19 protein-coding genes are annotated in these 19991 nt (G+C 62.9%); 7 read left to right on the forward strand and 12 right to left on the reverse strand.

Features of this window, described 5'->3' with window-relative positions:
- Positions 1 to 175: 175 nt before the first annotated feature.
- On the reverse strand, positions 176 to 1357 hold the full coding sequence (rodA, locus tag F0P97_RS23655) for a rod shape-determining protein RodA (protein WP_182284556.1): 1182 nt from the start codon (positions 1355 to 1357) through the stop codon (positions 176 to 178).
- A 178-nt stretch (positions 1358 to 1535) separates the two neighbouring features.
- On the opposite strand from rodA, the gene F0P97_RS23660 reads away from it, so the two are divergent.
- The 6 genes from F0P97_RS23660 (at position 1536) to ruvC (ending at position 7710) form a co-directional block, all read left to right on the forward strand.
- Positions 1536 to 2120: a YqiA/YcfP family alpha/beta fold hydrolase gene (locus F0P97_RS23660; protein ID WP_182284557.1), complete on the forward strand. Its 585-nt coding sequence runs from the start codon at positions 1536 to 1538 to the stop codon at positions 2118 to 2120.
- Positions 2121 to 2288: 168 nt separating this feature from the next.
- Positions 2289 to 4358 carry a ribonuclease catalytic domain-containing protein gene (locus F0P97_RS23665; protein ID WP_182284558.1) on the forward strand — a complete coding sequence of 690 codons (2070 nt, stop codon included), beginning with the start codon at positions 2289 to 2291 and terminating at the stop codon, positions 4356 to 4358.
- Positions 4359 to 4387: 29 nt separating this feature from the next.
- On the forward strand, positions 4388 to 5248 hold the full coding sequence (locus tag F0P97_RS23670; RefSeq protein ID WP_182284559.1) for an energy transducer TonB: 861 nt from the start codon (positions 4388 to 4390) through the stop codon (positions 5246 to 5248).
- Between the two features lie 181 nt (positions 5249 to 5429).
- On the forward strand, positions 5430 to 6296 hold the full coding sequence (gene aroE, locus F0P97_RS23675) for a shikimate dehydrogenase (protein ID WP_182284560.1): 867 nt from the start codon (positions 5430 to 5432) through the stop codon (positions 6294 to 6296).
- 14 nt (positions 6297 to 6310) lie between these two features.
- Positions 6311 to 7039 (forward strand): monofunctional biosynthetic peptidoglycan transglycosylase, encoded by a 729-nt coding sequence (gene mtgA / locus F0P97_RS23680; protein ID WP_182284561.1) that lies wholly within the window; start codon positions 6311 to 6313, stop codon positions 7037 to 7039.
- A 122-nt stretch (positions 7040 to 7161) separates the two neighbouring features.
- Positions 7162 to 7710 carry a crossover junction endodeoxyribonuclease RuvC gene (gene ruvC, locus F0P97_RS23685; RefSeq protein WP_182284562.1) on the forward strand — a complete coding sequence of 183 codons (549 nt, stop codon included), beginning with the start codon at positions 7162 to 7164 and terminating at the stop codon, positions 7708 to 7710.
- Between the two features lie 173 nt (positions 7711 to 7883).
- Here ruvC and F0P97_RS23690 read toward each other — a convergent pair whose 3' ends face one another.
- The gene (locus F0P97_RS23690) at positions 7884 to 8312 is read right to left on the reverse strand and encodes an RcnB family protein (protein ID WP_182284563.1); all 429 of its coding nucleotides are present in this window, start codon (positions 8310 to 8312) and stop codon (positions 7884 to 7886) included.
- Between F0P97_RS23690 and F0P97_RS23695 the strand changes: the two genes are divergently transcribed.
- Positions 8311 to 8511: a hypothetical protein gene (locus tag F0P97_RS23695; protein ID WP_182284564.1), complete on the forward strand. Its 201-nt coding sequence runs from the start codon at positions 8311 to 8313 to the stop codon at positions 8509 to 8511. The two genes, F0P97_RS23690 and F0P97_RS23695, sit on opposite strands and share 2 nt — an antisense overlap.
- 3 nt (positions 8512 to 8514) lie before the next feature.
- Here F0P97_RS23695 and F0P97_RS23700 read toward each other — a convergent pair whose 3' ends face one another.
- From F0P97_RS23700 to murD, 10 genes are all read right to left on the reverse strand, one after another.
- Positions 8515 to 8691, reverse strand: coding sequence for a hypothetical protein (locus F0P97_RS23700; RefSeq protein WP_182284565.1), 177 nt, complete (start codon positions 8689 to 8691; stop codon positions 8515 to 8517).
- Positions 8692 to 8697: 6 nt separating this feature from the next.
- Positions 8698 to 9621 carry a UDP-3-O-acyl-N-acetylglucosamine deacetylase gene (lpxC, locus tag F0P97_RS23705; RefSeq protein WP_182284566.1) on the reverse strand — a complete coding sequence of 308 codons (924 nt, stop codon included), beginning with the start codon at positions 9619 to 9621 and terminating at the stop codon, positions 8698 to 8700.
- 270 nt (positions 9622 to 9891) lie between these two features.
- On the reverse strand, positions 9892 to 11085 hold the full coding sequence (gene ftsZ, locus F0P97_RS23710; protein ID WP_003051295.1) for a cell division protein FtsZ: 1194 nt from the start codon (positions 11083 to 11085) through the stop codon (positions 9892 to 9894).
- 146 nt (positions 11086 to 11231) lie between these two features.
- Complete coding sequence (ftsA, locus tag F0P97_RS23715) at positions 11232 to 12461, reverse strand: cell division protein FtsA (RefSeq protein WP_003051293.1); 1230 nt, start codon at positions 12459 to 12461, stop codon at positions 11232 to 11234.
- Between the two features lie 72 nt (positions 12462 to 12533).
- Positions 12534 to 13343, reverse strand: a complete 810-nt coding sequence (locus F0P97_RS23720) for a cell division protein FtsQ/DivIB (protein ID WP_182284567.1) — start codon at positions 13341 to 13343, stop codon at positions 12534 to 12536.
- Entirely contained in the window at positions 13340 to 14311 is a 972-nt protein-coding gene (locus F0P97_RS23725) for a D-alanine--D-alanine ligase (RefSeq protein WP_182284568.1), read from the reverse strand. Before F0P97_RS23725 ends, F0P97_RS23720 begins: the two co-directional genes overlap by 4 nt.
- Positions 14308 to 15741, reverse strand: a complete 1434-nt coding sequence (gene murC, locus F0P97_RS23730; RefSeq protein ID WP_182284569.1) for a UDP-N-acetylmuramate--L-alanine ligase — start codon at positions 15739 to 15741, stop codon at positions 14308 to 14310. Before murC ends, F0P97_RS23725 begins: the two co-directional genes overlap by 4 nt.
- Positions 15738 to 16823, reverse strand: coding sequence for an undecaprenyldiphospho-muramoylpentapeptide beta-N-acetylglucosaminyltransferase (gene murG / locus F0P97_RS23735; protein ID WP_182284570.1), 1086 nt, complete (start codon positions 16821 to 16823; stop codon positions 15738 to 15740). The genes murC and murG overlap by 4 nt, the downstream gene beginning before the upstream one ends.
- Positions 16820 to 18091 carry a putative lipid II flippase FtsW gene (ftsW, locus tag F0P97_RS23740; protein ID WP_182284571.1) on the reverse strand — a complete coding sequence of 424 codons (1272 nt, stop codon included), beginning with the start codon at positions 18089 to 18091 and terminating at the stop codon, positions 16820 to 16822. Before ftsW ends, murG begins: the two co-directional genes overlap by 4 nt.
- Positions 18088 to 19986: a UDP-N-acetylmuramoyl-L-alanine--D-glutamate ligase gene (gene murD / locus F0P97_RS23745; protein ID WP_182284572.1), complete on the reverse strand. Its 1899-nt coding sequence runs from the start codon at positions 19984 to 19986 to the stop codon at positions 18088 to 18090. Before murD ends, ftsW begins: the two co-directional genes overlap by 4 nt.
- Positions 19987 to 19991 lie beyond the last annotated feature (5 nt).

The raw sequence follows: 19991 nt of genomic DNA on the forward strand, positions 1-19991 counted from the left end.
GTTTGTAAACGCTGTTTACAGTCGAAGCAAGACCTTGGACGGAACTACTGACATTTTTCAACGATCTAAACGCGCTGCCCCGACGCGCAGTTTCACATAAAACTATTACTCAAAGCTTTCAGGACATGGGATAGAAGCTCTCCTTTTAAGAGCATCCAAGCCCTATCACGGGTCTTCACGAATGGGGAATATGCCCATCACCGCCGGGGAGTTGCCGCTGCGCCCGCGACACCGACATCAGCACACCCAGCGCCAGGCCCAGCGTGACCATGGCCGTGCCGCCATAGCTGATGAAAGGCAGAGGCACACCTACCACCGGCAGGATGCCGCTGACCATGCCCATGTTCACGAACGCATAGGTGAAGAAGATCATGGCCACGGCAGCTGCCATCAGTCGGCCGAACAGCGAGTTGGCATTCATGGAAATGGCCAGCCCGCGCCAGACAAGCAAGAGAAAGCCGACGATGATGAACAGATTGCCTATGAGGCCGAATTCCTCGGAATAGGCGGCAAAGATGAAGTCGGTGGTGCGCTCTGGAATGAATTCCAGGTGAGTCTGCGTGCCCGCCATAAAACCCTTGCCCCAGACACCGCCCGAACCGATGGCGATCATGCCCTGAATGATGTGAAAGCCCTTGCCCAGAGGGTCGCGCGTGGGGTCCAGCAAGGTACAGACGCGTGTACGCTGATAGTCATGCAGAAAATACCAGCTCACGCCGTCGGCACAGAGCTGGGGCTCGAACCAGACGATCAGGAAGATGCCGACCAAGGCCAGCAGCACGGGGGGCACGATGAGCTTCCAGGGCAGGCCGGCAAAAAAGATCACGGACAGACCTGCAGCCATCACCAGCAGCGAGGTGCCCAGGTCTGGCTGCTTCATGATCAGGCCCACAGGCACCATCAGCAACACAAAGGCAATGACAAAGTCCGAGGCGCGCAGATTTCCCTCGCGGCGCTGGAACCACCAGGCCAGCATCAGCGGCGTGGCGATCTTCAAAAGCTCGGAGGGCTGAATCACCACTCCCACATTCACCCAGCGCGTGGCCCCCTTCTTGGTGATGCCGAACAGCGCCACCGCCACCAGCAACACCACGCCCAGGGTGTAGAGCGGCACGGCCACCTTCATCAGTTGCTGGGGGGATATCTGGGCCAGCACGAACAGCAGACCCGCCGCAATCAGCATATTGCGGCCGTGGTCCACAAAGCGCGTGCCGTGATCGAAACCCGCCGAGTACATGGCCAGCAGCCCCGCCCCCGCCAACATGGCGATAAAGAGAAGCAACAGGAAATCAAAGCCGCGAAACAGCGGAACAATGCGTTGCAGCAGCGAGGGCTTATCGAATTCGATGGCGGACATGGGCCGCAATTATCGTGGGAGCCGACCGCCGTGCAGCTTGCAGGGTTGAGCTTTGCTGACGACTCAAGTCGGCCCAGGCTCATTCCCCCCGCCATAGGCCTTCTCCCCTGATAGGCTTGGGGCAGACAGTCCACAATGACCGAGACAGAAGTGTTTTTTACCAGAGGAGATTGCCGCTATGACGACCACCCACCTGCTGTATCTGCATGGCTTTCGCTCCTCCCCTCAGTCCAACAAGGCACGCATCATGGCGGACTATGTGGGCGCCAGGCATTCCAAGGTACGCTGGTGGTGTCCTCAGCTGCCGCCCTCGCCGCGAGAAGCGGCGGCCGTGATCGCCGAGGGCATCGCCAACTGGCCACGCCAGAACATGGCCGTCATGGGTTCGTCGCTGGGTGGCTATTACGCCAGCTGGGTGGCCCAGCTGGCACGCTGCAAGAGCGTGATGATCAACCCCGCCGTCAACCCGGCCCGCGACCTGGAAAAATACATTGGCGAGCAGTCCAGCTGGCATGACCCTGAGGAAACCTTCTTCTTTCGCCCCGAATACATTGAGGAATTGCGCCAGCTCGACACCCGCGCCATGACGCCGGCAGCACCCGAGATGGTGTTGATCGCCCAGGGCGACGAGGTGCTGGACTGGAACGAGATGAGCGAGCGCTACCCTCACGCCCTGCAATTGGTGCAAGAAGGCGGCGACCACGCCCTGAGCAACTTTGCCGAGTATCTGGACCGGATCGACGAATTCCTGGCCTTGGCCTGACCCCCTCGGCGACTCCATGCGCCGCCCCAGGGAACGGCTGTATCGCTATAACGCCCCCTGTTCGCAGCCCTTACCGCGCGGGTGCCGCGTCTGATATTGACCGATCTCAAGCATGAACTGAATCACTTCTGAGCGCCGAATGTTCGGCTCGTGGGAAAATGCGCGGTTATGCACGCACTGTTTGAAGAAGCCGGCAAATTTCTGGCCGGGCGCATCCTCTCCGAAGCCGAATCCTCTGCCCAAGTCGAGCTGGACTCGGGCAAGCGGGTCAAGGTCAAGGCCGCCAATATCCTGCTCAAGTTCGAGAAGCCGGCTCCTGCCGAGTTGATCGCTCAGGGCCAGGCCCAGGCCGCCGAGATCGATCTGGATCTGGCCTGGGAATTTGCGCCCGAGGAAGAGTTCGGCTTTGCCGACCTGGCGCGTGACTATTTTTCAGAATCCGCGACGCTGGCCCAGCAGGCCGGTGCGCTGTTCTGCCTCTACGACGCACCGCACTATTTCCGTCGTGCGGGCAAGGGCCGCTTCAAGAAGGCCCCTGCAGAAATCCTGCAGCAAGCCCTTGCCGCCATCGAGAAGAAAAAGCAGATTCAGTCACAGATCGACGCCTGGGCCGAGGAACTGGGCCGCGGCGAGTGCCCGCAGGCGATCCGCGAGCAGCTCTACAAGATTCTGTTCAAGCCCGACAAGAACGCCCCCGAATACAAGGCCGTGGTCGACGCCAGCCGCGCCACCAAGCTGGCCCCGCTGGAGCTGCTGCACCGCGCTGGCGCCATCGACTCGTCCTACCAGTTCCACTGGAAGCGCTTCCTGTTCGACAACTTCCCCAAGGGCACAGGCTTCCCCTCCGTGCAGGCTCCCCAGCCACCGGACGACCTGCCCGTGGCCGATGTACAGGCCTTCTCCATCGACGACTCGGCCACCACCGAAATCGACGATGCGCTGTCCGTCACCGGCCTGGGCACGGGCACCGTCACCGTGGGCATCCACATTGCCGCTCCCGGTCTGGCCATCACGCCCGGCGGCGAGCTGGACAAGCTGGGCCGCGCCCGCCTGTCCACCGTCTACATGCCCGGCTACAAGATCACCATGCTGCCCGACGACGTGGTGCATATCTACACGCTGGACGAAGGCCGCTCCAACCCCGCCGTTTCTCTGTATGTGCAGATCAACGAGGAGACGCTGGAGACCATCTCCAGCGAAACCCGTCTCGAGCGCGTGCCAGTGGAAGTCAACTTCCGCTACGACAAGCTCGATCACATCGTCACCGAGGAATGGCTGACGGACTCCTCAATCGAAGTTGAAAACACGCCCGATTCTTTGCTGGGAAAGCGCAAGGAGCTCACCTTTTTGCAGCGCTGGTCCAAGTTCCTCAAGGCCAATCGCGAAGTCGTGCGCGGCAAGCCCGAGAACTTCAACCGCCCGGACTACAACTTCCGTCTCGTCGGCAACGACGGCGCCGAGCCCAACGGCAGCGAGCAGGTGCAGATCACCGTGCGCAAGCGCGGCGCGCCGCTGGACCTGATCGTGGCCGAGGCCGCCATCGTGGCCAACAGCACCTGGGGGCTGATGCTGGCCGAGCACGGTGTGCCCGGCATCTACCGCAGCCAGGCCAGCCTGGCACCCGGCGTCAAGGTACGCATGAGCACCAAGGCCTTGCCGCATGCCGGTATCGGCGTGAAAGCCTACTCCTGGGCCACCTCGCCGCTGCGCCGCTATGTGGACCTTGTCAATCAATGGCAGATCATTGCCTGCGCCCGCCATGGCAAGACGGCTGCCCTTGCAGCGCCCTTCAAGCCCAAGGACGCCGAGCTGTTCGGCATCATCAGCAGCTTTGACGGCGCCTACAGCGCCTACAACGGCTATCAGGCCGGCATGGAGCGTTTCTGGACACTCAAGTATCTGGAGCAGAACGGCATCAGCGAACTGACGGCCAGCGTGTTCAAGGAAGGCCCCAACGGTTCCTTCCTGGTGCGCGCCGACAATCTGCCTCTGGTGCTGCCCGTGCTGGGTGCGCAGAACCTGCCGCGCGGCGCCCATGTTCGCGTCAAGCTCGGCGAGATCGACGAGATCTCGCTGGACATCTCGGGGACGCTGATCGAACGCCTGGATGCAGGAGCCGAGGCCGAAAGCGAAGATGAGGACAGCGGCGAGGACGATGAAGAAACCGTGGCCGGCCCCATCTCCATTGCAGTGGACATGAACGAAGCCGATCCCGCTGCAGACCAGCCCAAGTCCTGACCTCCACACCTCATAGCCCTGACGCTGCCGTGAAACTGCCCACCTCTCTTCGACGACTGAGTACGCTGCAGCTGGCGCTAGGCGTTTCCATCGCCATCCATGCCGTGCTACTGGCCATCCGCTTCGTGGACCCGGAACGCTTCGAGCGCGTGTTTCAGGACACGCCGCTGGAAGTGATCCTGGTCAACGCCCGCGCCAACGAGACGCCGGACAAGGCCCAGGCCATTGCCCAGACCTCGCTGGCTGGCGGCGGCGATGCCGACCAGGGCCGCTCCACCAGTCCCATGCCCTACTCGGCGCTGACGACAGTGGGCGATGATTTCGAGGAAAAACAGCGCCAGCTCGATGCCATGCAGGAGCAGCAGAACCACTTGCTGACCCAACTGCGCCAGCAAGTGGCCGCGCTGCCCCCCATAGACCCGCGCCTGAGCGCCGACAACAAGGCCCTGGAGGCACAGGAAGAAAAGCGCTTGCAGCTCATCAAGCTGCTGGCCGAGATTGAAAAGCGCATCAACGAAGAGAACGCCCGCCCCAAGAAGCGCTATATCAGCCCCGCCACCAAGGAGGCCGTGTATGCGGTCTACTACGATGCGCTGCGCCGCAAGGTGGAGGACAAGGGCACGGAAAATTTCCCCGAGTACAAGGGCCAGAAGCTGTATGGCGAGCTGGTCATGATCCTGACCGTGAACCATGACGGCCGCGTGCTTTCCACCGAGGTTGTGCAGGGCTCGGGCAACCGCATGCTCGATACCCGTGCCGAGGCCATCGCCCGCGCCGCCGGCCCCTACGGCCACTTCGGCCCGGCCATGCGCTCCAAGGCCGATCAGATTGCCGTCGTCTCGCGCTTCAGGTTCACGCGCGAGCAGACACTGGAAACAGACATAAGGTGACCCCCTGTGCCGCCTTCGGCGTCTTCCCCCGCTTTCGCATCGCTTCGCTTGCGGGCGGGGAACGCAGCCAGCGCGGCGGGACGGCCCTTGCGCATCTGCCTCGGCTTAGGCTTGGCCGGTTTCACGGGCCACTGTCCCAACGCGTATCCAACTCTGCTCAGCGATTTCTTTCAGCCTTTTTATGACCAATACGCTTGATGCCTACTGCGTCATGGGCAACCCCGTTGCCCATAGCCGCTCCCCCTGGATTCATGCCCGCTTCGCCGAGCTGACCGGCCAGCCCCTCAGCTACGACCGCGCCCTGGTGCCGCTGGATGGCTTTGCCGACTTTGTGCGCGACTTTGCCGCGCGCGGCGGCAAGGGCTGCAATGTGACCGTTCCCTTCAAGCTGCAGGCGGCCGAGCTGGCCACCAGTACCAGCGAGCGCGTGCGGCTGGCTGGTGCCGCCAATACGCTGGTATTCGGCGCCAACGGCATTCATGCCGACAACACCGATGGCCTGGGCATCGTCGCCGACATCACCCGCAATGCCGGTGTGCCCATCGCCGGGCGCGATGTGCTGCTGCTGGGTGCGGGTGGCGCCGCCGCTGGAGCCCTGGGCTCTATGCTGGAGCAAAAGCCCCGCCGCCTGGTCGTGGTCAACCGCACTCATGCCAGGGCTCAAACGCTGGTCCAGCAGCATACGGACATTGCCACACTACATAAAGTAGAGCTGCTAGCACTTGAAAGACAAGTGCTCGAGATCGATCTGACCCAAAATTTCGACATCGTCATCAACGCCACGGCCAGCAGTTTGGCTGGGTCTGATGTGCCCGCGCCCGCCAGCGTGCTGCACGCACGCAGTCTGGCATACGACATGATGTACGGCCCCGCCGCCCAGAATTTTCTGGACTGGGCCAGCAGCCACGGCGCGCTGGCGCGTGATGGCCTGGGCATGCTGGTGGAGCAGGCTGCTGAATCCTTTGCCTTGTGGCGCGGCGTGCGTCCGCCGTCTGCGCAGGTTCTGGCCGAGTTGCGTGCCTTGCTGCAAGCCGAAGCGGCACATTGAAATCACCACGCACCATGAAAGCTCTTGGCCGACTGCTGTTGCTTGTGCTCTGCGCAGGGCTGTTGCTGCAATTATTTTTTGCAGCACGCATCGCAGTCATGGCCTGGTTGGATCCAGAGTCCACCAGCTATCAGCGCTCCGAAGCCTGGCAGCTTGCGCACAGCAGCGAGGGCCTGCGCTGGCGCCAGCAATGGGTGGACTACGGCCAGATCTCCAGCCACCTCAAGCGCGCGGTGATTGCCTCCGAAGATGCCGGCTTCATGGACCACCACGGCGTGGAATGGGATGCCGTTCAGAGGGCCTGGCAGCGCAACGCCAAAGCCGAGGCCAGGGCCATGCAGGCAGAAAAAGCCGGAAGCAACAGCAAGCCCGCCAAGGTCTATGGTGGCTCCACCATCACCCAGCAGCTGGCCAAGAACCTGCTGCTGTCGGGCGAACGCAATTTTCTGCGCAAGGGCCAGGAGCTGGTGCTGGCGCAATTGCTGGAGCTGATGCTGAGCAAGCAGCGCATTCTGGAGATCTACCTCAACAATGTGGAATGGGGCCAGGGCGTATTCGGCGCCGAGGCCGCCGCCCGGCATTACTTCCGCAAGAGTGCCACCCAGCTCAATGCTGCGGAGGCAGCGCGACTTGCCGCCATGCTTCCGGCGCCCAAGCGCTTCGAGAAAATGCCGCAATCGCGCTATCTGGCGCAGCGCAGTCGCACGATTGCACGCTATATACCGATGGTGACGCCTCCCTGAGGCGCTTCGCCTGGGCGGCCCACGCCTTCCCCCGAGCAGAAGGCAGCATCGCCGCGAGGCGGCTCTTGCTTGCTGCCACCCGCATGGAACGTGAAGGTTTTGTACGTGGATAATCGACAGCCATGCGAATTCTAGGAATCGACCCTGGCCTGCAGACCACGGGCTTTGGCGTCATCGACATGGAAGGCCAGCGCCTGTCCTATGTGGCCAGCGGCACCATACGCACCAACAAGATGGAGCTCGGCGACCTGCCGGGCCGTCTCAAGGTGCTGTTCGACGGCATCTCGGAAGTCGCCTCGCGCTACCAGCCCGAGGTGGCTGCCGTGGAAATCGTCTTCGTCAACGTCAACCCCCAGTCCACGCTGCTGCTGGGCCAGGCCCGTGGTGCGGCGCTGACGGCCCTGGTCAACGCCAATCTCGCGGTTTCCGAATACACCGCCCTGCAGATGAAAAAAGCCGTGGTAGGCCATGGCCGCGCGGCCAAGAGCCAGATTCAGGAAATGGTCAAGCGGCTGCTGCAACTGCCCGGTCTGCCTGGTACCGATGCCGCCGACGCGCTGGGACTGGCCATCACCCATGCCCACGCGGCTGCCGCCATGGGACTGATGGCCAAGTCCACCGATCTGCGCCGCAAGCAACATGCCATGTACCGGAGCGGACGGGTCTATTGAGCTCGCCCTGAGCCGCTTCGCGGCTTTCCCTTCTCTCTTTGGAAGGGGTCGGCAGTTGCGCCGCAGGATGGCCCTTGCTCGCTGCCTTCGAGTTGGAGCGCACACCGTTTCAAAGCTCTGCCTGATACAAAAAAGCCGTGACATGTCACGGCTTTTTTGATGGTGTGATTTGCTTAATAGGCGCTCAGCACCATGGAGGCGATCACACCTGTGGCAATGGCAACCAGCAGATAGTCGCCGCCGTTCTGAATCCAGTGGTAGCCACGCGGCGGTGCCGACAGATGATGGCCGCGCCAGTCATTCACCACATAGTGCTGGCTGCGGTATTGCGGCGGCACGCGACTGCCCTTGTACCAGTTATGGTCGGGACCACCGCCACGGCGACCATTGTCGTGATGATCGGCACGTCGGTCATCACGCCTGTCATAGCGCTGCTCATGCCGGCCACGATCATCATGGCGACCGCCATGGCGCATGTCCTGCGCTCCATGCCCATTGCCGCGGCCAGGCGGTGGGCCGGGCTGCGCCTGGACGGCCAGACTGCCCAGGCCCAGGCAGGCGGCAACGGAGGCAGAAAGAATGCGGGTAGTCAAACGGGACATGGGTACTCCTTTGTCGAATCGTTTCGGTCAACAAGGTGTGCGGCCAGTCATGGCGGCCGCAGCAGAGCCATCTTTACCCAATTTCGGTACCGCAAGAAGTGAGCAACTGCCGATTTACCACTTTTTGCGCGCTGTTTACAGAACAGAAACCTATGAAACGCCGAGCCGGATTTGGCAAGCCGCTATCAATATTCATTAACTCTCAGAGGATGCGCCCGACAAACATCACGGCAAAAAAGGCGAGACCGGCGATCACCGTCCACTTGAACAGCAAAAAACCAAGGCGCTTGTAGTGCGCCTTGCCGGTTCCCAGATAGAAGGCAAAGCTCAGTGCCGAAGCCAGAATCAGCAAGGTGGCCAGCCAGCGAAAGATCAGCATGGAGGTCTACCAGGCCTGGGCGGGCATGGCAAAGCCCTGGGGAGCCTGGCGCTCGCTCTCAAAGGTCACGAGCTCCCAGGTCTCGGGCTGAGCAATCATGGAGCGCAGCAGCTTGTTGTTGAGGCCGTGACCCGAGCGAAAGGCGCTATAGGCACCGAGAATGGGCTTGCCGATCAGATACAGGTCACCGATCGCATCAAGGATCTTGTGCTTGGCAAACTCGTCGTCATAGCGCAGGCCGTCGCTGTTCAGGACCTTGTAGTCGTCCATGACGATGGCGTTGTCCAGCCCGCCTCCCAATGCCAGGCCGTTGTTGCGCAGCATTTCCACATCCTTGGTGAAGCCGAAGGTGCGCGCACGGGCGATATCACGTGTGTAGTTGTCCAGGCCCATGTCGAACTCCACGCACTGCCCCGTCGAATCCACGGCGGGGTGAGCGAAGTCGATCTCGAAGCGCAGCTTGAAGCCGTGGTAGGGATCGAAGCGCGCCCACTTGAGGTTCTGGCCTTCGCCTTCGCGTACCTCGATCGGGCTCTTGATGCGGATGAAGCGCTTGGGAGCCTTCTGCAACTCGATTCCGGCGCTTTGCAGCAGAAACACGAACGAGGACGAGGAACCATCGAGAATCGGCACCTCCTCGGCAGTGATGTCCACATAGAGGTTGTCGATTCCCAGACCGGCGATGGCCGACATCAGGTGCTCCACCGTATGTACCTTGGCACCGCCGCTGCCGATGGTCGAGGCCATGCGCGTGTCGGTCACGGCCTCGGCGGAAATGGGGATATCCACAGGCTCGGGCAAGTCCACACGACGGAACACGATGCCGGTATCAGGCTGGGCAGGGCGCAGCGTCAGCTCGACTCGCTGGCCGCTGTGCAGGCCCACGCCTACGGCACGGGAAATGGTCTTGATGGTACGTTGCTGAAGCATGCTGGTATTTTAAATGGGACAACCCCGAGCCGGCTTACGCCGACCCAGGGTTGTCTTAATCGCTGCGATACAGCGAACCGATGGGCCTTCAGTCCTTAACGAACCAAAGGCCTTTGCGGCTGACCTCTCAAATACTGGCGAGCACCAACTCAGAGATGCCGAGCAAGGACCTGGACGGCCCCGCCGCCCCGCACCGAGGGTGTCGCCCCCCTCCGGCGCAAAGCGCCAGAGAGAAGGAAGCGGCAAAGCCGCTCAGGGGGTGCCGGGCGGTCAGTCCGCCTGCTTGCGCAGGAACGCAGGGATCTCCACATCGTCCATGCCGCCAGATGCCAGGGCGCTCACACGCTCCGAAGCCTGGGTGCGGTTGGTACGCCAGACGCTGGGCACATTGGTGTTGGCCGTGCCGTATTCCATGCCGCCCAGGGGAGGCAGACCTACGGCCACGTTGTCGGTACCGGTACGCAGACCGCCCTGCACCACCTGGATGTTCTGGCGACGCACATTGGGACGCGACAGGCCGGTGGCCACCACGGTCACACGGATTTCGTCGCCCAGCGAGTCATCGTAGGCAGCGCCATAGATCACATGCGCATCGGGAGACGCGTAGGCGTTGATGGTAGACATGGCCAGACGCGACTCGGACAGCTTGAGGCTGCCCTTGGCTGCGGTGACCAGCACCAGCACGCCCTTGGCGCCGGACAGATCAATGCCTTCCAGCAGCGGGCAGGCCACGGCCTGCTCGGCAGCGATACGGGCACGATCAGGACCGGCGGCCTTGGCCGTGCCCATCATGGCCTTGCCGGGCTCACCCATCACAGTGCGCACGTCTTCGAAGTCGACGTTCACATGGCCGTACTCGTTGATGATTTCGGCAATGCCGCCCACGGCGTTCTTCAGAACGTCATTGGCATGGGCAAAAGCCTCGTCCTGGGAGATATCGTCGCCCAGCACATCGAGCAGCTTTTCGTTGAGCACAACGATCAGCGAGTCCACATTCGCTTCCAGCTCGGCCAGGCCGGCGTCAGCGTTCTGCATGCGGCGGCCGCCTTCCCACTCGAAAGGCTTGGTCACCACACCCACAGTCAGAATGCCCATTTCCTTGGCCACTCGTGCGATCACAGGCGATGCACCGGTACCCGTACCACCACCCATGCCTGCCGTAATGAAGAGCATGTGCGCGCCTTCGATGGCAGCGCGAATATCTTCCACAGCAGCTTCCGCAGCGTCGCGGCCCTTGTCGGGCTTGCTGCCGGCACCCAGGCCGCTGCCACCCAGATGGATGGTGCGGTGGGCGCGGCTGCGCAACAGAGCTTGAGCATCGGTATTGGCCGTAATGAATTCGACGCCCTGAACGCTGCGTTCAATCATGTGGTCGACGGCGTTGCCGCCGCCGCCGCCGACGCCGATCACCTTGATCTGCGTGCCTTGGTTGAATTCTTCGGTTTCAATCATGTCGATAGGCATGGTGGTGCTCCTGTTCTCTAGTGGTGGTTTGTCGCTGCTGTGGAAAAGAAATTTCGAACTCTTGAGGTCTTCGCGGTCTTCGTCGTCGATACCGCGAAAAATCCATCTGTGGTGGTCCGGTGATGAACATGCGATAAGCGCTCATATCAGAAGTTCCCCACGATGAAGTCTTTGAACCGGCCAAAAGCAGTCTTCATGGAACCGCTCTTCTGGGCCACCTTGTAGCCACGCAGACGTGCCAGGCGTGCTTCATCGAGCAGGCCCATCACCGTGGCGGCACGGGGCTGGGCGACCATGTCGGCCAGCGCACCGGAATATTTGGGAAGCCCGCGACGCACGGGCTTGAGGAAGATGTCTTCGCCCAGCTCGATCATTCCAGGCATGACGGCGCTGCCGCCAGTGAGCACGATGCCCGAGGACAGTACTTCTTCGTAGCCCGATTCGCGGATGACCTGCTGCACCAGCGAGAAGATCTCTTCCACGCGGGGCTCGATCACACCGGCCAGGGCCTGCTTGCTGATCATGCGCGGGCTGCGGTCGCCCAGGCCCGGCACTTCGACCTGGGCGTCGGGATCTGCCAGCAATTGCTTGGCGTAGCCGCTCTCGACCTTGATGTCCTCGGCATCCTTGGTAGGAGTGCGCAGGGCCATGGCGATGTCGCTGGTGATCAGGTCACCGGCAATCGGGATCACGGCCGTGTGGCGAATCGCACCGCCGGTGAAGATGGCAACATCGGTTGCGCCCGCACCGATATCCACCACGGCCACGCCCAGCTCGCGCTCGTCGTCGGTCAGTACGGCCTGGGCCGACGCCAGCGGGTTGAGCAGCAGTTGCTCGACTTCCAGGCCGCAGCGGCGCACGCATTTGATGATGTTCTCGGCCGCGCTCTGGGCGCCGGTCACGATATGGATCTTCGCTTCAAGGCGAATGCCGCTCATGCCGATGGGCTCGCGCACCTCGTGGCCGTCAATGACGAACTCCTGCGCCTCGACCAGCAGCAGGCGCTGGTCGGACGAGATATTGATGGCCTTGGCGGTTTCCATCACGCGGGCCATATCGGTGGACGAGACTTCCTTGTCCTTGATGGCCACCATGCCGCTGGAATTCAGACCGCGGATATGGCTGCCCGTAATGCCGGTGCACACGCGCTGAATCTTGCAATCCGCCATCAGCTCGGCCTCTTTGAGCGCCTGCTGGATGCTTTGCACGGTCGCATCGATGTTCACGACCACGCCGCGCTTCAAGCCGTTGCTGGGAGCTACGCCCAGCCCTGCCAGCTTGAGCTCGCCATTGGACATGACCTCGGCCACCACCGCCATGACCTTGGCCGTGCCGATATCCAGCCCAACAATCACATCCTTGTATTCTCTTGCCATATCAGCTTCCGCCCCCGGTAGGTTCTGTCTTGTCTTTGTGTGCGCCTTGCATGTCTGTTCCCCTGCTCCCGCTTATCGTCTGGCCCTGGCAGCAGTTGCCGGCGCGGAGATTCCAGTGGTCACGCCCTTGAGTCGCAAGGCATAGCCGTCTTCGTAACGCAGGTCTGCAGACTCCAGTGCCGCAGCCGAGCGCTTGTATTGAGAGGTGATCTGAGGCAGCGTGCGCACAAAGCGCTGCACGCGCTGCAATATGTCTTCGGTGGTGCCGCCGCCCAGTTCCACCAGCGCATCGTTGTCCAGCACCAGCGTCCAACTGCCACGCGCATCCAGAGTCAGGCTGTCCAGCGCCACATCGAGCGGCTTCAAGGCCGGCTCCAGCGCTCGATACATCTGCAGGACACGCGGTGCCGAGCCCTCGGGGCCTTGCAGACGCGGCAGACCTTCGCGGTCCAGTTCGCCCAGATTGGCTTCAAACACTTCACCGGCCTTGTTGACCAGACCGGTACCGGTCTCAGCCCCCCAGAAGGCCTCGGCCACATGCTCCTTGAGCGCAACGCGCAAGCCGTTCGGATACTCGCGGCGCACCTGCGCCTCCTGCACCCAGGGCACTTGCTCGAATGCGTGCTGGGCCGCCTTCAGGTCCACCGTGAAGAAGTTGCCTTTGAGCACTGGCGCCACATTGGCACGCAGCGTCACGGCGTTGTTATGCACCAACTCGCCTTCCACCACGATGCGGCCGATATTGAAGGCCGGAGTCCGCATCAACCACCACCCCACGGCCATCACGCACGCCGTCAAGCAGCCCATGAACATCACCGTGGCAGTGATGTTCATGAGCTTGACGTCGAACGGGACGACGGCTGTGGGGTGGTTGCGGTTCATGGCAGCTCCGCTTCTCCATCCAGCGTGCTCATGGCCAGAATGCCAAGGCACAGGTTTTCGTAGCTCACGCCGGAAGCGCGCGCAGCCATGGGGACGAGAGAATGCCCCGTCATGCCTGGAGAGGTATTGATCTCCAGCAAGAAAGGCTTGCGGTCGCTGGCGCGAATCATGATGTCGGCACGCGCCCAGCCACGGCAGCCCAGCGTACGGAAGGCTTTCTCCACAATGCGCTGGATCTCGGCCTCCTCGGCAGCCGGCAGGCCGCTAGGGCAGTGGTACTGCGTGGTATCTGTGAAGTACTTGTTCTGGTAGTCGTAGTTGCCTTCGGGCGCCACGATGCGGATCACCGGCAGCGCAGCGGCCTTGGCTCCCGTGCCCAGCACGGGGCAGGTGGTCTCGTCACCGGCAATGAACTGCTCGCACAGCACTTCTGCGTCGTACTGGGCCGCCAGCTCGTAGGCCTTGGCGCATTCGTCTGCATTCATCACCTTGGTCAGGCCGATGCTGGAGCCGTCGCGTGCGGGCTTGACGATCATGGGAGCGCCCAGGGCCTGCAACGCGTCACGGGTGGCTTCGGCCGAATCGACCATGCGCCAGTCCGGCGTGGGCAGGCCTTCAAAGCGCCAGATGCGCTTGGTCATGATCTTGTCCATGGCGATGCTGGAAGCCATCACGCCCGAACCCGTATACGGAATGTCCAGCAACTCCAGCGCGCCCTGCACCGTGCCGTCCTCGCCGTAGCGGCCATGCAGCGCGATGAAGCAGCGGTCAAAGCCTTGCACCTTGAGCTGGTCCAGCCCCTGTTCGGCGGGGTCGAACTTGTGGGCATCGACACCCTTGGACAGCAATGCGGCCAGCACACCAGCGCCGGACATGAGCGAGACCTCACGTTCGGACGAGCGACCGCCCATAAGCACGGCGACCTTGCCCAGCGCCCTCACGTCGATATTTGTACCAAACATGCTCATTGCGCGCTCCCTGCGGGCGCAGCCAGCTCTTGTTTCTGAAGCATTTCAACCAATTTCCCAGGCACGGCGCCAATCGATCCGGCCCCCATGCACAGCAATACATCGCCCGCTTGCGCATTGGCAGCGATGGCTGCCGGCATATCGGCAATGTTTTCCACAAATACAGGCTCGACCTTGCCGGCCACACGCAAAGCGCGAGCCAGGGATCGACCGTCGGCAGCCACGATGGGGGCCTCGCCTGCGGCATAGACCTCGGCCAGCAGCACGGAATCGGCACTGCCGATGACTTTCACGAAGTCCTCGAAACAGTCGCGTGTGCGGCTGTAGCGGTGTGGCTGGAAGGCCAGCACCAGGCGCTGGCCCGGGAAGGCGCCGCGTGCCGCAGCCAGCGTGGCAGCCATTTCCACGGGGTGATGGCCGTAGTCGTCGATGACGGTGAAAGTGCCGCCATTGGCAACAGGCAGTTCGCCATAGCGCTGGAAGCGCCGTCCCACCCCCTTGAAGCCTTCCAAGGCGCGCAGCAGCGCCTCGTCGGAAATTTCGAGTTCCATGGCCACCGCTACGGCAGACAGGGCGTTGAGCACGTTGTGCTCGCCAGGCAGGCTCAGCACGACTTCCAGGTCGGGGTAGCTCTGGCCGTTCTGGCGGCGCACGGTAAAGCGCATGCGACCGGCTTCGGCACGCACGTTCACGGCGCGCACCTGGGCATCTTCGGCAAAGCCGTAGGTCGTGACCGGGCGCGCCAGCTTGGGCAGGATCTCACGCACGGCAGGGCTGTCGACGCAGAGAATGGCACGCCCGTAAAACGGCATGCGATGCAGGAAATCGACAAAGGCCTGCTTGAGACGGCCGAAGTCATGGCCGTAGGTTTCCATGTGATCGGCGTCGATATTGGTGACGACGGCCATCACAGGCAGCAGGTTCAGGAAAGAGGCATCGGACTCGTCTGCCTCGACCACGATGTAGTCGCCCTGGCCCAGCTTGGCATTCGCTCCGGCACTGTTGAGCTTGCCGCCGATCACGAAGGTGGGATCCAGACCGGCCTCGGCCAGCACGCTGGTCACCAGACTGGTGGTGGTGGTCTTGCCGTGCGCGCCGGCAATGGCGATGCCCTGCTTGAAGCGCATCAGCTCGGCCAGCATCAGGGCACGGGGAACCACAGGAATCTTTTTCTGGCGGGCCGCCAGGACCTCGGGGTTGTCGCCCTGCACGGCCGTGGATGTCACCACGGCATCGCTGCCGTCAACGTTCTCGGCCGCATGACCGACAAAGGTCTTGATGCCCAGGCCGGCCAGGCGGCGCAGCGTGGCGCTGTCAGCCAGATCGGAGCCTGAAATGGCGTAACCCAGGTTATGCAGAACCTCTGCAATACCGCTCATGCCGGCGCCGCCAATACCGACAAAGTGAATGTGATGAATGGCGTGTTTCATGCTGCCAACTCCTCACAAGCGGCGACCACCTTCGCGGTGGCATCAGTCTTTTGCATTTTCTTCGCGAGTTCAGCGCGCTCCAACAGCGTCGCACGCTGCATATTTTGTAGCATTTCCGCCAACCCTTGGGCGCTCAAAGTACTTTGCGGCTGTAACCAACCGCCACCGGCATCCACCAGGAAGCGGGCATTGCTGGTCTGGTGGTCATCCACCGCAGCCGGGAAGGGTACATAGACCGCTGCCGCCCCTACGGCGGCGATCTCGGTCACGGTGCTGGCACCGGCACGGCAGACGACGAGATCGGCATCCGCAAAAGCCTTGGCCGTGTCGTCGATGAAAGGAGTCAGCTCGGCCTGCACGCCGGCAGCCTGATAGTTGGCACGCAGCGCATCGATCTGGGCAGTACCGCTTTGGTGCAACACCACGGGGCGCTGATCGGCAGGCATCAGGGCCAGAGCCTGGGGCACGATCTCGTTGAGCGCCCTGGCGCCCAGGCTGCCGCCCACCACCAGCAGCTTGAGCGGGCCGCTGCGCCCGGCAAAGCGCTGGGCGGGCTCGGCCTGCTCCAGAAACGCTTGACGCAGCGGATTGCCCACCCATTCGCCCTTGGCAAATACCTTGGGGAAAGCCGTGAACACTCGCTTGGCAACCTTGGCCACGACCTTGTTGGCCATGCCGGCCACAGAGTTCTGCTCGTGCAGCACCACGGGCACCCCCGAAGCCGCAGCCATCAGGCCACCGGGCACGGTGAGGTAACCGCCCAGGCCGATGACCACATCGGGCCGCACGCGCTTCATCACGGCTCGCGCCTGCGCGAATGCCTTCGCCAGCTTGAACGGCAGTTGCACCAGGGTCTTGAGTCCCTTGCCGCGCACACCGCCAAATTCGATCAGCTCCAGCGCAAAGCCCTGGGGCGGCACGATGCGCGACTCCATGGAGCCAGGCGCGCCCAGCCAGTGCACATTCCAGCCTCGCGCACGCAGCTCCTGTGCCACGGCCAGACCGGGGAAGATATGTCCGCCGGTACCACCGGCCATCACCAGTGCCGTGCGCGGCTTGTTTGGCTTGATGAGCAGGCTCATGCGTGGCCTCCCTTCATCAGCAGCTTGTTTTCGTAGTCGACTCGGAGCACCACAGCTATCGCAATCAAATTCATCAAAATGGCCGAACCGCCAAAACTCATCAACGGCAGAGTCAGGCCTTTGGTTGGCAGGGCGCCCAGATTCACGCCCATGTTGATAAAGGCCTGGAAGCCCATCCAGATCGCCACGCCCTCGGCCACCAGCCCGGCAAAGACACGGTCCAGCGCGATGGCCTGACGGCCGATCAGCATGATGCGGCGGGTCAGCCAGAAGAAGACGGCAGCAATCAGCAGCAGGCCGACCAGACCAAACTCCTCGCCGATCACGGCCAGCAGAAAGTCGGTATGCGCCTCAGGCAGCCAGTGCAGCTTTTCCACGCTGCGACCCAGGCCCACGCCAAAGATCTCGCCCCGCCCGATGGCAATCAGCGCATGCGAGAGCTGGTAGCCCTTGCCCAGCGCATGCTTCTCATCCCAGGGATCGAGGTAGGCAAAAATACGCTCACGACGCCACTCCGAGGTGGCGATGATCATGCCGAAGGCCAGCACCACCAGCAGTGCGATGATGAAGAACATGCGCGCATTCACGCCACCCAGGAACAGAATGCCCATGGAGATCACGACGATCACCATGAAGGCCCCCATGTCTGGCTCGGCCAGCAGCAGCACGCCCACCACGACCACAGCCAGGCCCATGGGCAGCACGGCGCGGAAGAAGCGCTCCTTGACCTCCATCTTGCGCACCATGTAGTCGGCCGCGTAGATCAGGATGGAGAACTTGGCCAGCTCGGAAGGCTGGAAGTTCATGATGCCCAGCGACAGCCAGCGCCGCGCGCCGTTGACCACCGTGCCCACATGCGGGATCAGCACCGCCACCAGCAACACGATGGAGATCAGAAACAGCTTGCGAGCCACCTTCTCCCAGACATTCATGGGCACCTGGAAGGCCAGCAGCGCGGCCACAAAGGCCATGCCTATCGACATGGTGTGACGCAGCAAAAAGTGATAGGGCTCGATCTTGCCGAAGCGCGGGTTGTCGGGCATCGCAATCGATGCCGAATACACCATGACCAGACTCCAGGACAGCAAGGCGATGACGACCCAGATCAATGCCTGATCCAGCCCCAGTACGCTGGCCGGAGTGCGGGTGGGACGGTCGTACAGCGGCCCGCCTACGCGCACAGGCAGCACGTCGATGGGCCGTTCCTCTGCGCTGCGGAACCACGAGCGCATGCGGCTGGAGAGGCTGGTCAGGAAGGCGGCTGTCATGCGCCGTCCTCCAGTTGCTGGCCGGCTTCAAGCGCCAGCTCACGCACCGCTTCCACAAACTGGTGGGCGCGGTCCGCATAGTCCTTGAACATGTCCATGCTCGCGCAGGCAGGCGAGAGCAGCACGGCATCATTGGCATGGGCCAGGCGTGCGGCCTGCTGCACGGCGTCCTGCATGCTTGCAGCATCGACCAGGGCCACGCCGGTGTCGCCAAGCGCCTCGCGAATCAGCGGCGCGTCCTGGCCGATCAGCACGGCCGCGCGCACATAGCGCGAAACAGGGGCGGCCAGCGGCGTGAAGTCCTGGCCCTTGCCCAGACCGCCCAGAATCACCACGATGCGGTGGTCCGGCCCCAGGCCCATGAGGGCGGCCACGGTGGCGCCCACATTCGTGCCCTTGCTGTCGTCGAAGTACTCGACATCGCCCACCCGACCCACGGGCTGCACGCGGTGCGGCTCGCCCCGGTATTCGCGCAGGCCGTAGAGCAGCGGAGCAAGCGTGCATCCCGCGCCGGTCGCCAGCGCCAGGGCCGACAGCGCATTGATGGCGTTGTGGCGGCCGCGGATGCGCAGCGCATCGGCAGGCATCAGGCGCACGATGTGCAGATCGTCTGCGTTCTTGCCCTTGCTGGTTTCGTCGGCCTCGTGGGCGCGCACCAGCCAGGTCATGCCGTTGACCACTTCCAGACCGAAGTCACCTGGGTGGCGCGGCATGTCGCCGCCAAAGGTGACATGGGCGCGCTGAAAAGTCTTGCCGCGCTTGCCGGGCACCGCCACGGGCGCGGGCAGCATGGCCATGACGACGGGATCTTCGCGGTTGAGCACCATCAGAGCCTGCTCGCCGAAGACATGGGCCTTGGCATCGGCATAGGCCTGCATGCCGCCATGCCAGTCCAGATGGTCCTGGGTGATATTGAGCACCGTGGCTGCCGTAGGCTCGAAGCCGTGGCAGTCGTCGAGCTGAAAGCTGGAGAGCTCCAGCACCCAGGCCTGGGGCAGAGTCTCGGCATCGATGCGCCCGGACAGGGTATCGAGCAGCGTGGGACCGATATTGCCGGCCACGCCCACGCTCAAGCCCGCATGCTCCAGCAGCTGACCGGTCAGCGAGGTGACCGTGGTCTTGCCATTGGTGCCGGTGATGCCCAGCACCTTGGGCGCATAGCCATGGGCTTCGCGCAGGCCCTTGAGCGCAAGGGCAAACAGATCCAGTTCGCCGCCCGTGGGCAGGCCGATACTGCGCGCGGCATTGAAGACCGGCGCCACGCTGGCCGGGCTCAGACCCGGCGAACGATAGACGGAGCTCAGGCTCTGGCCGTCGACCAGAGCCGCCGTGAATGCGCCGGCGACAAAGCGCGCGCCGGGCAGCTCGGTCTGCAGCGCAGACAGATAGGGAGGGGCTTCACGCGTGTCGGCCACCGTGACCTCGGCACCGGCACGCACGCACCAGCGGGCCATCGCTATGCCCGAGATGCCCAGACCCAGAATCAGCACGCGCTGACCCTGCAGGTGCTGGGCCGCGCCTTGCGGCCAATGCACGGGGACAGGCGGCAGCTCCACCGCCTCGTGCTGCTCGGCTTCGGGCTGCGGCTCGGCGGCAGTCACTTCGGCGTCGGCGGCATCGGAGATGCTGGGGTCGGCAAAGATCTGTGCCACAAAGGCGGCCGCATCCCTGGCTGCCGTCAAGGTGGAGATATCGGGCACCGGCTCTGCGTCCAGCGTCTTGGCGATGATGACAGGCGCTTCCATTTCAGGAGCTGCTTGCACTTGCTCCTGAATCACTTCAACCAATTTCTCGTCCACAAGACTTTGCAGCTCTGCGGAAGACGCTTGCATTTGCATAGCACCCTCCTCCTGCAGCAGAGCCTGATCGTCGAGCTTGAGGTCTTCGTCTTGCATGGCGA

Source organism: Comamonas testosteroni (assembly GCF_014076415.1).
Lineage (GTDB): Bacteria > Pseudomonadota > Gammaproteobacteria > Burkholderiales > Burkholderiaceae_C > Comamonas > Comamonas testosteroni_F.

Coding starts and splice junctions, on each gene's coding strand:
- aroE (WP_182284560.1), top strand. CDS start 5,430: ATGACCAATACGCTTGATGCCTACTGCGTCATGGGCAACCCCGTTGCC.
- F0P97_RS23700 (WP_182284565.1), bottom strand. CDS start 8,691: ATGCTGATCTTTCGCTGGCTGGCCACCTTGCTGATTCTGGCTTCGGCA.
- murD (WP_182284572.1), bottom strand. CDS start 19,986: ATGCAAGACGAAGACCTCAAGCTCGACGATCAGGCTCTGCTGCAGGAG.
- F0P97_RS23660 (WP_182284557.1), top strand. CDS start 1,536: ATGACGACCACCCACCTGCTGTATCTGCATGGCTTTCGCTCCTCCCCT.
- rodA (WP_182284556.1), bottom strand. CDS start 1,357: ATGTCCGCCATCGAATTCGATAAGCCCTCGCTGCTGCAACGCATTGTT.
- ftsA (WP_003051293.1), bottom strand. CDS start 12,461: ATGGCAAGAGAATACAAGGATGTGATTGTTGGGCTGGATATCGGCACG.
- F0P97_RS23725 (WP_182284568.1), bottom strand. CDS start 14,311: ATGAGCATGTTTGGTACAAATATCGACGTGAGGGCGCTGGGCAAGGTC.
- F0P97_RS23720 (WP_182284567.1), bottom strand. CDS start 13,343: ATGAACCGCAACCACCCCACAGCCGTCGTCCCGTTCGACGTCAAGCTC.
- F0P97_RS23665 (WP_182284558.1), top strand. CDS start 2,289: ATGCACGCACTGTTTGAAGAAGCCGGCAAATTTCTGGCCGGGCGCATC.
- ftsW (WP_182284571.1), bottom strand. CDS start 18,091: ATGACAGCCGCCTTCCTGACCAGCCTCTCCAGCCGCATGCGCTCGTGG.
- murC (WP_182284569.1), bottom strand. CDS start 15,741: ATGAAACACGCCATTCATCACATTCACTTTGTCGGTATTGGCGGCGCC.
- F0P97_RS23695 (WP_182284564.1), top strand. CDS start 8,311: ATGGGTACTCCTTTGTCGAATCGTTTCGGTCAACAAGGTGTGCGGCCA.
- ftsZ (WP_003051295.1), bottom strand. CDS start 11,085: ATGCCTATCGACATGATTGAAACCGAAGAATTCAACCAAGGCACGCAG.
- mtgA (WP_182284561.1), top strand. CDS start 6,311: ATGAAAGCTCTTGGCCGACTGCTGTTGCTTGTGCTCTGCGCAGGGCTG.
- ruvC (WP_182284562.1), top strand. CDS start 7,162: ATGCGAATTCTAGGAATCGACCCTGGCCTGCAGACCACGGGCTTTGGC.
- murG (WP_182284570.1), bottom strand. CDS start 16,823: ATGAGCCTGCTCATCAAGCCAAACAAGCCGCGCACGGCACTGGTGATG.
- lpxC (WP_182284566.1), bottom strand. CDS start 9,621: ATGCTTCAGCAACGTACCATCAAGACCATTTCCCGTGCCGTAGGCGTG.
- F0P97_RS23690 (WP_182284563.1), bottom strand. CDS start 8,312: ATGTCCCGTTTGACTACCCGCATTCTTTCTGCCTCCGTTGCCGCCTGC.